10 protein-coding genes are annotated in these 13,874 nt (G+C 68.1%); 6 read left to right on the forward strand and 4 right to left on the reverse strand.

Annotated elements, in window-relative coordinates; genetic code table 11:
- Positions 1 to 211 precede the first annotated feature (211 nt).
- Positions 212 to 3,670, reverse strand: coding sequence for a CHAT domain-containing protein (locus tag VK501_RS08325; protein ID WP_324336542.1), 3,459 nt, complete (start codon positions 3,668 to 3,670; stop codon positions 212 to 214).
- Positions 3,671 to 3,953: 283 nt separating this feature from the next.
- On the opposite strand from VK501_RS08325, the gene VK501_RS08330 reads away from it, so the two are divergent.
- Positions 3,954 to 6,521: a CHAT domain-containing protein gene (locus VK501_RS08330; protein ID WP_324336544.1), complete on the forward strand. Its 2,568-nt coding sequence runs from the start codon at positions 3,954 to 3,956 to the stop codon at positions 6,519 to 6,521.
- A 170-nt stretch (positions 6,522 to 6,691) separates the two neighbouring features.
- Complete coding sequence (locus VK501_RS08335) at positions 6,692 to 6,937, forward strand: hypothetical protein (RefSeq protein ID WP_324336546.1); 246 nt, start codon at positions 6,692 to 6,694, stop codon at positions 6,935 to 6,937.
- Between the two features lie 51 nt (positions 6,938 to 6,988).
- On the opposite strand, the gene VK501_RS08340 is transcribed toward VK501_RS08335, so the two are convergent.
- The 3 genes from VK501_RS08340 to VK501_RS28890 all read right to left on the reverse strand — a co-directional run bounded on the left by VK501_RS08340 (position 6,989) and on the right by VK501_RS28890 (position 9,524).
- The gene (locus tag VK501_RS08340; protein ID WP_324336548.1) at positions 6,989 to 8,014 is read right to left on the reverse strand and encodes a hypothetical protein; all 1,026 of its coding nucleotides are present in this window, start codon (positions 8,012 to 8,014) and stop codon (positions 6,989 to 6,991) included.
- A 71-nt stretch (positions 8,015 to 8,085) separates the two neighbouring features.
- The gene (nagA, locus tag VK501_RS08345) at positions 8,086 to 9,228 is read right to left on the reverse strand and encodes an N-acetylglucosamine-6-phosphate deacetylase (protein ID WP_324336550.1); all 1,143 of its coding nucleotides are present in this window, start codon (positions 9,226 to 9,228) and stop codon (positions 8,086 to 8,088) included.
- Entirely contained in the window at positions 9,225 to 9,524 is a 300-nt protein-coding gene (locus VK501_RS28890) for an acyltransferase (protein ID WP_414641164.1), read from the reverse strand. Before VK501_RS28890 ends, nagA begins: the two co-directional genes overlap by 4 nt.
- A 983-nt stretch (positions 9,525 to 10,507) precedes the next feature.
- Here VK501_RS28890 and VK501_RS08350 point away from each other — a divergent pair.
- From VK501_RS08350 to VK501_RS08365, 4 genes are read left to right on the forward strand one after another with little or no spacing between them, the layout of a single operon-like run.
- On the forward strand, positions 10,508 to 11,242 hold the full coding sequence (locus VK501_RS08350; protein WP_324336552.1) for a hypothetical protein: 735 nt from the start codon (positions 10,508 to 10,510) through the stop codon (positions 11,240 to 11,242).
- A gap of 19 nt (positions 11,243 to 11,261) precedes the next feature.
- Complete coding sequence (locus VK501_RS08355; protein WP_324336554.1) at positions 11,262 to 11,933, forward strand: hypothetical protein; 672 nt, start codon at positions 11,262 to 11,264, stop codon at positions 11,931 to 11,933.
- A gap of 5 nt (positions 11,934 to 11,938) precedes the next feature.
- Positions 11,939 to 12,175: a hypothetical protein gene (locus VK501_RS08360; RefSeq protein WP_324336556.1), complete on the forward strand. Its 237-nt coding sequence runs from the start codon at positions 11,939 to 11,941 to the stop codon at positions 12,173 to 12,175.
- 49 nt (positions 12,176 to 12,224) lie between these two features.
- Positions 12,225 to 13,808, forward strand: coding sequence for a DUF429 domain-containing protein (locus VK501_RS08365; protein WP_324336558.1), 1,584 nt, complete (start codon positions 12,225 to 12,227; stop codon positions 13,806 to 13,808).
- The last annotated feature ends 66 nt before the right edge of the window (positions 13,809 to 13,874 follow it).

A 13,874-nucleotide genomic window follows, 5' to 3' on the forward strand; every position in this document is an offset into this window, starting at 1 on the left:
GAACACCACGACCGCCTGCTCGTTCACCATGTGGGTGACCTCCCGAGCGAGGCCGCGGCTGCTGCAATCAGCCGCAATCAAGCCCCGCTTGGGAGGTCACTTCACCCGATGACCCGGATGGAACGGTGGATCGAGGCTTAGCCGCGTGGCACGCCTCCGCAGGATCTCTGCGTGGATTTCGAGCGGCCGGGAATGCGCGTTGGGCCGAGAGCTAGGCGCCGTTGAACGTGAACGCCGCCCACAACGTTGGCGCGCCGAAGCCCGCCGTCCCACCGGCGCCGACGCCCTGCCCCCGTCGGAGTGACAGCTCCATCACCTTCGCCGCGTTCCGCAAGACCGGCCGGCGAGCGACATACCGCTCTTCTTCGTCGAGGTCCAGATCGCGCAACCACAACTCCGCGACGCGAAGGGCCTGTGCCGGAGCCTCGGGGTGCAGCGCCAGCTCCTCGTAGAAGCGCATCATCAGTAGTGCCGTGGCGTAGTCGCTCACCTGCCACAGCGATGCAACGGAGCTGGCTGCGCCAGCCGCGAGGAACAGCGTCGACAGCGCGACGGCCTCCTCAACGGCGTCGTATCCCACGACGATGCCCGTCTCGCAGGCCGACGCGACAACGAGGCGAGCACTCGACAGGTCGAGGTCGAGGATCTCGGCGCCCGTGAGGACCTGGTTGTCGGCGAACGAGAGTCCGCCGTCGAGCCGTTCCACGTCTCGGACTGCCGAACCGTGGCAGGCGAGGTGTAGGTGGCTGGCGTGGTCCAGAGCCGCCACGACTGCGCCCTTCGTGGCGGCTTCCTCGACCAAGACATTCGTCTCGGCGGCCGGGACCGAGGCGGCAACGGCGCGGGCTTCAAGTGCCGAGGCCGGCAGCGGATCGTCCTGGGGGAGTGGGTTGCCAACCGCCACCAGCCGCGGAAACCCCGTGTGACCGTCGGCGCGCCCAAGGCTGACCGAGCGCACCAAGGCCGACGGGGCATAAGCGACGGCGGCGACGTCGAGCAGACATCGCGGCGTGCCGTCGCTGTCGGTCCAGCCGAACGCGTGCAGCGGCATCTGGCCCAGGGTCCCGAGCGGCACGATCGTGACCCCGTCGATGCTGCACGCGACGAGTACGTCCGCCAACGGCTGCAACAACTCCGGCCCGAGGAGCTCGCCGAGGACTCGGATCTCGTCGTCGAGCCGGTCCCCGGTCACCGGCTGCTCGACCATGTATCCCTCGACGCGCCCGCTGGCTTCGTCGATACGCATCGCCACGTGGACGATCTCGGTCGACGTTAGCCCAGGCAGGTCGATCACGCCGATCGTGTTCGCGCCGCCCTCGGCGAGCAGCCACACGGACCCGTATGGCGAGGTCACCGGATACGCGACGATCTCGCCCTCCGGGAGCGCGCGCAGGACCTCGTCGATGCCAGGCTGCAGGAGGAACCCCTCCAACCCCTCCAGCGCCCGGACCTCCGCGAGGACCGCGGCCAACTCCTCGACCGCGCCCGCCACTGCGGGGTCCCCGAGCGCCGCCCCCGTGCGCTCGGCGTGCTCGACGCGCTCGCGCACCTCGAGGAAGCGCGCGCAGAGCGCGCGATCCGCGCGCCGGAGCGGCTCAACGTCGACGATGTCCCGCTGCAGCCACGAGTTCAGCTGGCGGCCGCGGCCGAGCTCAAGGATCTCGACGGCCCGGTCGGCCTGCCCGTTACGCGTGAGCGCATACGCGGCCCAGCGGAAGATCGTCAGGTTCGCGGCGGTCTCCCCGAGGCGGCCGCGTCGCGTCGCGCGCGCCTCCACGGCGGCGGCTCCCGCGACTGCCGCTCGCTCCCATGCGCTTGCCGCGATATCCCAGGCGCCGGCGTCAGCGGCCAGCGCGCCGAGCCGCCGGGCGACGTCGCGCGCGCCTCGCGGGTCCGAGTCGGGACGGAGCTCCGCGAGAGCGCGTTCGTGCGCGTCGACCGTCGCTTCAGCGAACCCGTCCCTGGTCGCGAGCACCGCCGCCAATTGCGCCCACCGCCGGCCGGCCGCGACGTTGGCAGACGCGTCGCCGCCGCCCAGCGCGATCGCCCCGCGTGCGTCGCGCTCGGCCTCGTCGAGGAGGTCACGGCGTTCCGCCTCAGCGACGTCGTCCAGGTCGGCCATCGTGTGCCGCGCGGAGGCGATGTTGCCCAGCGCATGCGCGGCCCGCAGGGCGTCACCCGCCGCGCGGTAGCCGCGGACCGCCTCGGAGCCGTGTTCAAGCGATGCCTCCAACCGCGCGCGCCCGCCCATGTGCATGAGCGTCAGCGCGAGGTTGACCTGGGTGTACGCGTAGTCACCGGGGTCGCGGTCGAAGCTGCGCCACGTCAGCGCCGCGTCGAAGTGCTTCAGGGCTTCGTCATAGCGTTCCTGGTCAGCGAGGTTCATCCCGAGGTTCGTATGGGCGATCGCCCAGCTGTGGCCGTCGTCCTCGCGTGACACAAGACCTAGCACTTGCTCGGTCACGCCGATAGCGCGCTGGCGGTTGGCGTCCGGATCGCCGCGCATCCGCGAGCTGTACGTGGCGCCGAGGTTGAGCAGTGTCTGCGTGTGCGTAGCCTCGTCGAGCGCGCCCGGGTCACGCTCGACGAGCTCGAGAGCTCGCTCCAGCAGCTCGTGGCAGCGCTCCAGGTTCGCCGACGCGTCGCCATCGGTCCGCTCGTAGTAGGCCGTGGCGGTGCGCACGGCGGTCTCGGCTTCGAGTGGGCGCATCCCCAGCTCGGCAGCCTTGGCGAGGAGCGCTTCTCCTGCTGCGGCGGCTCCCGCCCGATCGCGTTCGAAGATCTCCTCGAACGCCGCCGCGTACGGGTCGATCTGCGGGTGCAGGACGTCCGTGCTGAAGCCGAGCGCGACCGCCTCGTAGTTGGACCAGCCGCCCTCCGGGTCGCCGACCGCGCAGGACTGGAGCAACGCGATCTGAGCCTCGGCGATCCGTACGGCATGCTCGTCGCCCGCGGCGAGCGCCGCCTCCCTGATTGCCGCGGAACGCTCTCGTGCACCGTCCTCGGTCAGCTCCGGGAACTGCTCTAGGGCCTGGCGGAGGCTGTCGAGGTCCCCAACTTCCAATAGCGCGTCCCACGCCATGTTCATCCGTCGCTCCGGCCGCGACCCGGCTACGTGGTCCAAGAAGATCGCGTACCGCTCGGCCTCGTTGTTCCCGTCCTGAGAAATCGCGGCAACCGCGGCAACGGCCGCATCCGGCTCGGCGGCATCGCTGGCCACGTCGCGCCCGAGCGCGATGGCCAGGACGTCGAACGGCACGGCGAGCACCGGTCCGGGCAGACTGACGCCGCCGTAGTCGAGCGATCGGTTCGTCGCGTCCAGCAACTCGCGCGACGGCGCGAAGGGATCGTCCTGCGCTAGGTGTTCGTCTGGACACGCCAGCACCACCGGCGCCTCCTCGGCCATGCCTACAACGACGAGGCCGACGTCCCGGACGATGCCGGCGCCGCACTCCGAACACGCGGCCATGTAAGCCCGAAGATCCTGGAACCGCATCCGAAGGTCCGCGCGCTCCCGCACATCGATCGACATCCACGTCAGGACTGGCGTTACGTGCCCGCACGACGGACACCGAACATCACGATCCTGGGCGAACGACGGCGGGGTAGGAGCGGACACAGGAACACGACAAGATACGAGGACCGTTGGGCGGCCGGGCCGCGTCGACACCTGGCTCTACCCTGGCTGAGTGTCGCTCCCGGAAGAAGACACGGCGCAGCCGTCCGCGCCCCCCACACCACCCGTCGCGCCCGCAACAGGTGCGACCGTAACCTCGCGCGACGACTGGTTGCACCACTTCGCCATGCAGGTCACCGGCCACGTCCTTGGCCGCACTGTGACCGACGACGTCGCCCCCGATCTCGCTGAAGCCGGAGGCGCGCATCTCACAGCGGCTGCGGTGGTGGCGTTGGTCGCCGACTGGCACTCTCGGGGCGCGCTGATTGGCGAAATCGTGGACAAGCTCGGCGCCGGCCGGCTCCTGGGCGAGGACACCGAGAGCATCGACTTCACCTTGGCGGCGATCTCGTTCTTCCGCGGGTGCCGTCTGCCCGGCCCACGCTGGTGGGACGCCGACCTGGTGCACACCGGCCTGCTCGAGGCCTGGGCCCGAGCGGCGGATCGCCGAGTCGGGCGCGGCGCTACCGACGCACTCCTGCGCGACCGCTGGAACGTGCCCGCGGAGCTGTCCGACGACCTGCACGCCGCTAGCGACGAACCGCCGTCCCTCGCGGCGCTCCTCGACGACCGGGGTGCGCGCAGCCCCGCCGTCGCCGAGCTGTGCGACTGCGCCCCGGCACTGTACGCCCGCGACGAGGCGATCGCGGCGCTCGACCTCGACGCGGCAGGCAACCAGGCGATCATCGACACCATCGCGACCGTAGCCCTCCTAACGTTCACGCAAGAGGCAATCGCGACCGAGGCAGATGAACCAGGATCACCGACCTCGCCGGATCTCGACGCGTTCGCCCAGACGCTAGACCTCCACCTCCGGCGCCTGAGCTTCAGCCTCACCGTCGTCGAGCTCGCCTACCTGCAGTCGTCGTCGGTCGATGAGCAGCTGCTGCGGGAGCACGTCGCAGTGCTGCCCCGCCGGATCCGCCTCACGACGCTGTCCTCCGGACACATCGTGATGCAGAACGGCATCTCGGACCGCGTCGACGAGCTGACGCTCGCGGCCGACTGGCAGGTGGATGCCGTCTACTCCCGTGGCGCGCGCTCCGGCGTGGACGCCAGCGGACCCACGCCATACCTCTGGCTCGTCCTCGAGCCCCACGACGAACTCGCGGCCGACGGGCCGCCCGGAATCGCCCTCGGCCTGCTTCCCGACTCCGCCCACCCGGTCGAGCTGACCGTCGGGCTTGGCCCAGACCCCGACGCGCCGTTCATGGGCTACGGCCTCGGCACGGGTGCGTCGACGCGCGAGTTCCTCGCGTTGCTCTTGTTGACCGGGAACCTGATCGTCGATGTCTTCCGGATGGCGGAGGACGACCGACTTGCCCTCATCCACCGCTTCTTCGCCGCCCCGGAGGACCTCATCGAGCACATCCGCGATGACGTCCACATCCTTCTGCGAGCCTCCGGACCCGCGCCCCTCGTTGCCGAGGATCTCGCCGACGACGACATCGTGGGCAGCTTCATGAGCTCCGAGACCGCGAAGTCCGAGCTCCTGCTCCTCCTCACTGACCCGGCTCTCGCTCGCTCACCCTCCGATGCGCTCGCCGAGGCACGCGCCGCGTACCTTGACGCGCAGGTGGGCCGGGCCCTCGCACTTCATGCGGGTGGCGACACGACCGACGCGGAGGAGCGCGTCCTCACTGCGCTCCGCGGCATCGACGACGCTCGCGCGCGAGCCCAGAAGGAGCGGCCGCTCATCAAGAGCGGGCGCGCAGACCGCGATGCCACCCTCGCCGCCACGACCGCGGGACTGGCGACTCCCGAGCGGGCGCTCGTGCACTTCAACCTCCGTGAAGGTCGGATCGACGCCACATGGACGACCGATGGCGGCCGCGAACGCGGCTGGATCTCGGGCGAGCAGGTGGACGTCGGCGCACTGGCGCGCGCTGTGCGGCCGTTCACCGAGGGAGCGCGAGCCGACGTCGAACCGGTACTAGAGGCTGCAGCGCCGCTCGCCGGCGCGCTCCTCGACGCCTTCGGCCCGCTGGGCGTCCGCGAACTCGTGATTTTGCCGTGGGGGCTGCTCCAGGCCGTGCCGTTCGGCGCGCTGCCGGTGGCCGACGGCGTGCTCGACGACCACTTCGGCATCTCGTACGCGCCCTCGGCTGCCATCCTGCGACTCGGCCACGACGCTCCTGCGAGCGACCGCCATGGCATCTCGGCGGTCTCCGCGCACGGCGGCACGCTGCCCTGGGGGGATCCCGAGGTCCAGACCGTGGCCGCCCTCCACGGCTCTACCGCGCTGGTCGGTACCTCACGCGCCAGCGTCGTCGGCGCGCTCGAGACGGCTCGTGTCGCGCACCTGGTCAGCCACGGCCGCTGGTATCGGGACGACCACTTCGCCTCAGTCATCGACCTCTGCCTGCCGGGGGTCTTCGACCGCTACCTGTCGGCGGCCGAGCTGCACCGCGACGTGAACCTCATCGGCGTCGAGCTCGCGGTGCTCGCCGCCTGCGACACCGGCCGCTCCCCGTCGATCCGTCGGACGGTCGAGGGCTACACCGGCATCGACGCACCGTTCCTGGTGAGCGGCGTGCGTGCCGTGGTCTCGGCGCTGTGGCCGGTCAACGACTTTGCCGCCCTGCTCTTCGCCGCGGCCTTCCACGCGGACCTCAGCCGCGGCCACTCCGTCGGCGAAGCCTTCCGCGCCGCCGTGCGCGCGGTCCGCGATGGTGGCCGCGCGCTGCTCGTCGACACCACAGCGTCGGCGGCGCTTGACGCCCAGGCCCCCGGCTGGCAGACCGCCCGCGAACGCCTCGAGTCCAGCCTGAGGCACCCGAACCGCTGGGCGCCGTTCAAGCTCTCCGGCGCTCACTGGGCAGCGAACCCTCTGCTCGCTCCCTAACTCCGGGCCGATGCCTTCGCCCTTCGAACCGACACCGGCACAGTGCCGACTGGACACGCACGCTCGTTCGTGGAAGGTCGGGCAATACGAAGACGGCGCTTGGAGCTGGCGAAGTGCGGGGAGGGCGGTTTGTGACCAGCGCGTTGACCAGGGGCGAGCTGCCGCGTGTAGTGAGCCGCGCCGTGCCACCGATCGTTCTGCGCGACCGGCTTCGGGCGATCGCCGAGATCTCCGATGCGACGCACATCATCCCGGTGACCGGCACCATCATCGCCGCCGCTCCCGCTCCCGCTCCCGCGTTGCTCGACGCGATCCATGAAGCGAGCGCGCAGGCCGCGAAGCCCGGCGGTCGGCCCGCGGTGGTTGCGGCTATGACCAGCAGGTGCAGGCGGCCGCGAAACACGGGCCGTTGGTGATCAGCCCGGAATAGCGATCCGTCGCCGCAGCGGCTTCTGGCGAGAAGCGACTCAGCGTTCAGTGACTGCGCCGGGCAACATGGCGTGGATAGCGTCGCGTCGCTCTCGCTCGGCTTTGTACTCGTTGAGGTTCAGGCCGGCGAGAAGCCGGAGCGCCTGCGCAGTGTCTTCCCACTCGTGGTCGGCGGCACGAGCCTCCGCGAGCCCGAGGCATGCGCGGACGTATTGAAGCGTCTCTTTGTTTCGGTCAGAGTTCTGGAGGACTAGGCGGTAGGTGTCGCGCGCGTCGTCTCGAGCCCCCTGTTGAAATTGAATGTCGCCCTGCATCACCCGGGCCATATTGAGCCGATACTCATCCCCTAGCGAAGTGAAGCTGTCGATGGCGCGGGAAATCTCCGTCGAGGCAACTTCAAAATGCTTCTCGTAGTAAGACAATGAGGCGAGGGCGTATTGCAGGCCTGCAAGCATGACCAACCGGTCATGTTCGTCAGGGATTCGACTGGCGACCGCTTCCGCAGTCGCATACATCTCTCTTGCCTCCGCGAACCGTCCTTGGCGACGTGCAATGACCCCGAGATGTCTGTGAGCCTTGGCCTCGTAGAAAGCATCCTCGGCGGACTCAGCAAGTCTCAGACCGTGTTTGATCTGGCGATCAGCGTCGGCGTAGCGACCGAGTTCGACCAGGGACCAACCAATGGAGTCAATGAGAGCGGAATACTGCTCTCGGGTTCGGGACGAACGGGCTGCGGACTCCTCGACCATCTTTCCGATCTGGAGTCGTGGTGAAAAGGCGCCCGACTCGAAAAGGGGCCGACTCAAGGCCTCTCCAACCCGAATGACGTCGCTGTAGTTGTGGCGGTTGAACTGGGCGCGCAAGGCGACGACGATCGCGTCATGCAGAGACTGCTCGCCGTTGACGTTGCCGCCAGGCCGTGACTCATGCTGATCAATAATGATGGTCAACTGAACCACAACGATCGATCCAAGCAGCAGCAGTCCCACACCGAAGACTTCGGAAGACACGCCTTTGAACCAGGTCAGGTCGAACGCGGTGTACAACGTCGCCAGACCACTCATCAAAGCGATGTAGCCGGCTACAGGCTTCCACGGCCTCTTCCAGAGCGAGGGCCGCGGGCGTTCATCAGCTGCTACTTGCTCCATACGGTGCACCCACCGATCAAGGTGCTGACGACTCGTAGCGACGAATCGAGGACCGCGAGGTCGGCGTCCATCCCGATTGCGATCGAGCCCTTTCGTTCGCCGATGCCAAGTAAGGTCGCTGGGTTCCGCGTGACGCACGCCACGGCCTCTGGTAGCGAACAACCGGTCACCGCGACAAGATTGCGTACCGCTGCGTCCAGCGTGAGGGTGCTCCCGACAAGTGTCTCGGTTCCCTCCAACACGGCACGATCTTCGCGCTTCTCGATAGAACGCGAACCGATTTGGTGAACGCCAACGTCCAGTCCTGTCACGGCAGAGCCATCGGTAATGCCGATGATCTTCGATTTGTCGCGTTTCGCCTTCCAGAGGACTCGCAGGGTCGGGTCGCTGACGTGAATTCTGTCGGCGATGACAGAACAGTAGAAGTCGTCGCGATCGAGTACCGCGCCAATCACTCCCGGCTTGCGGGAGTTGAGATCCGCCATTGCATTGAACGCGTGGACCACAAGCATGTGCGCCGGGTCGAAAGAGCCAACTAAGTCGTCGTAGTCGATCAGCGAATGGCCGACGCCAACCCGCACTCCCTGCCCGATGAGCGTTGAAGCGAGCTCCCATGAACCTGGAAGTTCCGGAGCCAGCGTCAGAATGCGGAGGTCGCTCCGCCCGTACATCGCCGCGTCGAGGTCGCCTGGCGATCGCAGAAGGTCTGAATTCTGTGCTCCGACCTTCTCTGGGTTGAGTGCTGGTCCTTCGAGATGAAAGCCCAGCGGGATGGCGCCGTCAGCGCGAGAGGCACTTGCAGCTAGCCCGTCCAGCCAAGTGGTGTACCGGTCGCTTGCCATTGTCGTCACGGTCGGGCAAAAAGCTGTTGTGCCGAACTCTGGGAGGCCGTGGCTGATCACTTCGACCGCGTCCAAGTCGGTCTTGAATTCTTTGCCGAAAGCCCCATTAATCTGGATGTCGACGAATCCAGGTACAACGACTTGGTCCTGCGCAAGTCGGATGCTCGCCGGCTGAAAGGAGTCACGGTCGCTCACGACATCCGCGATCGCGCCACCCTTGATGTGAATCTGGCCCGTTATGACCTCCTGGGACTGGACCATGCGACCTTCGATGATGGCGTCGGTCAAAACATGCCTCGCTGCGTTAGTGCTCGACTATGAAATACGACTGAATTGCTCTCGACCGGTTCTGCAATGACGGTGCCCGCACCGACAACGACGTTGTCTCCGATCGAGACTCCATCCAGAACCGTCACGCCCCCACCGAGCCAGACATTGCTTCCGATGGAAATTCCTCGTCGGTGGTCTCCCTGAAGCATGATCGGAAGCTCGCGGGACCGGTATTGGTGATTGCTAGCGATTAGATAGCAATTGGCGCCCATGATGACGTGGGAGCCAATCTCGATCCCTCCACCTCCGTGCATAATCGTGTGCTGGCCGATCGCACATGGGCCGGCTATAGCAATAAAGCCGCCATACGCATCCAGGATGCAGCCTTCCTTGAGGTAGCAATCCGCCCCTAGCGAGACACCGTGTGGACGGATCTGGCTTCGGCCGTTGAGAGTGACGCGTCCTTTGATCACGCACGCGTTGCCCAAGGAGATCTGTCGGGGACTTCGGAACTCGGCCGATGCATCGATGTCGAAGTCCTGGTCTCCCAGTCCGAGTTCCGCCCGATTGACTACATCTGCGGACAGTTGGGCTACGCGTGACTTGACTTCTCGGGCGCCTCGGACGACCCGGGCTAGCTGATTCGACAAGCGAGGGCCTTTGTCAGTTCTTCTCGAGTGTTGGCGTCGAACCCTCGTCCGGACGCAAGGATGGCCTGGGCGAGCATTTTCCGCAGCCAGCGATCTGGTTCGGCGTGGAACTCCTCAAGCGCCTCGAGCAGACCAGCGTCGGTAGTCAGCTCCAGCGTACGAATGCGTGATCCGCGGTGCTCGTACGGGAGGACGTCGGGCCGTCGATGCTGGGACAGCAGTCGTGGAAAGGCGCGCCATTGCATGAGAATGGCGGGGGCCCAACGGCGTTCATCAGGACCACTCAGCAACGGCGGCATCATTTCTCGAAATGAACTCGCCGCGCAATACCCAGTTTTGGGGAGACCTGCCGAACGCTAGTCCAGCGCTTCCGCAAGGCTCGCACGCGGTCGGGCTGCTCAGGAGGCCTACTTTCTATCTCTCGGGCGAGGCCGCTCTTCGAGACGCCGGCGGCACGTGTCGGCGGGGCCTCCGCCGTCCTCCTTGATGGGGTGTGTGATTGCTTGACCATGCCGCGCCGTCTCGGTCCAATCCAACGTTGCAGCCTTTCACCATTCGCTCTAGGCTGCACACCGATTCAAGGTCCATAGAGTGCTGGCTTGAGAGCTGAGCCGCTCGGGCGTCCAGGTTTCACGGAGGGAATCGCGATGAGCATGCGTATCCGCGTTGGGCCGTTCAGCGCTTCGACGAGCGGCAGGGTCGGCGTCAGCGCCGGACCTGTGTCGGTTTCGGGCGGTGGACGACGTCGTCGCGGTGGCGGCGGAGGGGGCGGGGGAGCCGGCCTCCTGGGCGGCCTCATCGCTGTCGGTCTCGTGATTCTCGTGGTGATGTGGCCGTTGTCGTTGTGGGGGCATGCGATTCATCTGACGCCGTCGTGGCATCAGCTGATGAACCGCGACAAGGCGTGGATGCATGAGCACTATCCGTTGGTCGGTGTCCGCTACGTTGGCGCGGTCGCCGCGCTGTTCGTAGCCGTCGCGGCGGTGGCGCTCGTGGCCGAGGCGGCGGGTTCACCCGGTCGCAAGCGGGCTGCCGAGCGGGAGGCGGCGGAGCACGCCGCCCGGGTCCAACGGGACGCCGAGCGGCTCGCAGCGCAACGGGCGAACGCCCGTGAGCAACAGCGCCTCATGGCGGAGCGTCGTGCAGCTCGTGATCGTGAGGCGCGCGAGGCTCACCAGCGGTGGCTCGATGGTCCGCCGCCGCCGTTTCGGCCCCCGGGTCGCTTCACGCACACATGGCTTGAAGCCAACGTGCCAACGCTGCATCCCGGCCAGGTCCCGATGCTCCTCGCCGAGCTCCGCGCTCGCGGCTGGGACGACGCGCGGATCGCCCAACGTGTCGAGCCGCTGCTACCTAATCCGTCGGCGATGACTCGTGGCTGACCGCCGCCGGCGTCGCGCCGTGACGACGAGCCTCGCTGCCGCCGCCGTGGCGATCGCCGGCTGTGGCTCGAGCGACGTGGCGACGAAGACGGTCACCGTCACCAAGACCACCGCAAACCTCACCGCCGCGTCCGCCACGTCAACCGTGCCGGTCGCGCGCACGCCAGCCAAGCCCCCGACCGCGTACAAGCACTGCGACGCGAACATCCGTGCGCGCAAGGTCACCACGACGTGCGGGTTTGCGGAGAACACGTTCTACGCCTACTACAAGAGCCTCGGCGCCGCGACGCTCGCCGTATGGAGCCCGGCGGTTCAGCGCACGTTCTCCACGCATTGCTCGCGCTCTGCCGGGATCGTCACCTGCAGGACCGGTGACCACGGGGTGGTGAAGTTCCCGCAGTCGGCCATCGACGCCTACGACGACCAGCAAGCGGCTGCCTTCGCAGCCGCACATGACACTGGCGACTCGACCCGGACGCCATCCGCGCCCGCGCCCAGCACCTCGGTCGCCGACGGACCCGCTGACAGCTCCGCCGATGACAACACCGATTCGAGTTCGTTCTGCGACACCCACGACTGCATCCCGAACTACCCCAACGGCAACGGCTCGACCGTCCAGTGCGCCGATGGCTCCTACAGCCATTCCGGTGGCATCCAGGGCGCGTGCTCACATCACGGCGGGGTCGGCTGATTCACGTGCCCGACCCAGACCTCTTCAGCGCGATGAGCCTCGGCCGCCGGTTCCTTCCCCGGCTGACCGCGGTCATCGTCTTGATCATGATCTTTTGCTTTGGCGGAACGTTCCAGCGGCTCTTCCTCGAAGCGGCCCAGGTCCGCGGCGCACGAATCGCCACGCTGATGGAGCGCGCGATCCAGCTGCCCAAGCCTGCGCAACAGCCGGCGGCGCGCCACGCGTCGCAACACGGCTCCTGATGCCGGCTCTGGTGCACCCCGGCTCGACGGGCCCGGTTCGATGCGAACGATGACCGTGCTTGGCATCGACCTGGCCGCCGGCGCTCCGAAGACCTATGCCTGTCTGCTCGAGCCCAGCGACGATCAGCTCCACGCGCGCATTGCTGCAGGCTGCGGCGACGAGGAGCTGCGCCAGATGGCCCACGGTTGCGCGAAGGTCGCGATCGACGCGCCCTTCGGGTGGCCCGACCCGTTCGTCGATGCGCTCGTCGCGCACCGGGCCGCGAACGCCTGGCCGGCGCCCGACGACGAGCCGCCCGAGATCTTCCGCGCCTCCCTCAGCTTCCGCACGACCGATCGCGTCACGATGCACACGCGCCGCCCGCTGAGCGTGTCGACCGACCGACTCGGCGTGACGGCGATGCGGTGCGCGCATCTGCTGCACCGCTGGTCGGCCGACGGCGAGACGGTCGACCGCACGGGCCGCAGCCGCTTTGTCGAGGTCTATCCCGCCGCCGCGCTCGTGCGCTGGGGACTCTCGCCGTCGGGCTATAAGGGCAGCGACGGAGCCACGGCGCTCGCGACGCTGGCCGACCAGGTCATCGACGGCGTCGACGGCTTGGTCCTCTTGCCGGAGGACCGCGAGCTGTGCCGCACCGTCGACGACGCCCTGGACTCCCTCCTGGCCGCCCTCGTCGGTCGCGCCGCGACGCTCGGCCTCACCGACGGTCCGCCGCCCGAGGCGGCGGAGCGGGCCAGGACCGAAGGGTGGATCCACCTGCCCGTGCGCGGGAGCCTGCGCTTTCTCGCCCGGCCCAAGTCCGCGCTCGCAGCCCGGCCCGCCGCGGCGCTCGCCGCGCGCCTGCGGGCGAGCGGCGTGCCGGTCGACGACGCCGGATACGCCCCGACCTTCGACGACGCCCTGCTCCCCGGCTTCTCCCCACCGGTGAAGGACGCGATCCGCGACGACCTCAAGGGTAAGGGCGGCTCAGAGCTGGTCGAGACGGCAAGCCACCCACCGAAGTTCCACGCCGCCCACTCGTCCGCCGGGCTAGCGGCCAATGCCTTCGGACCGTTCCTGACCGCCGGCGAGAGCGTTCCGTTCGACGGCCGGGACTTCAGAGGCGACGTTCACCTCGAAGTGAAGTGCCCCACGGGCTTGCCCGGCACCCCGCCGACGCTCGACGTGCTCGTCGACGGTACCCACGTCCTGGCGATCGAGTCCAAGTGCACCGAGCCCTTCGCGACGCACGAGGCGTCGTTCAGCACAGCCTACGCAGCCCTGCTCGCGCCGGCCCACCGCTCGTGGCGCGACGAGTTCGACCGGCTGATCCAGGATCCCCGCCGCTACCGCCATCTGGATGCCGCCCAGTTGATCAAGCACTACCTCGGACTCTGCGCGCGTTTCAACCGCACGCCGGTCACCTTGGCCTACATCTACTGGTCGCCGACCGACGCCGGCGACCTCGCCCCTTGCGCCATCCACGCCGCCGAAGTCGCCGAGTTCAGCTCCCGGGTCGCCGACCCGGCGATCCGGTTCGTCGCGATGGGCCACGACCGGCTCTGGGACGCGTGGTCCGCGCCGCACCACCCACCCTGGCTCATCGCCCACGCCGCGGCGCTGCGCGACCGCTACGCCGTGCCCGCCGGGTGACCCACCACGGTGCGAAAGCACCGCAGGGCGCTCCGGAACGCTGAACGCAGCAACGGTCGTCACTCC

Origin of the sequence: Baekduia sp. (assembly GCF_035318805.1) — a bacterium.
Lineage (GTDB): Bacteria > Actinomycetota > Thermoleophilia > Solirubrobacterales > Solirubrobacteraceae > Baekduia.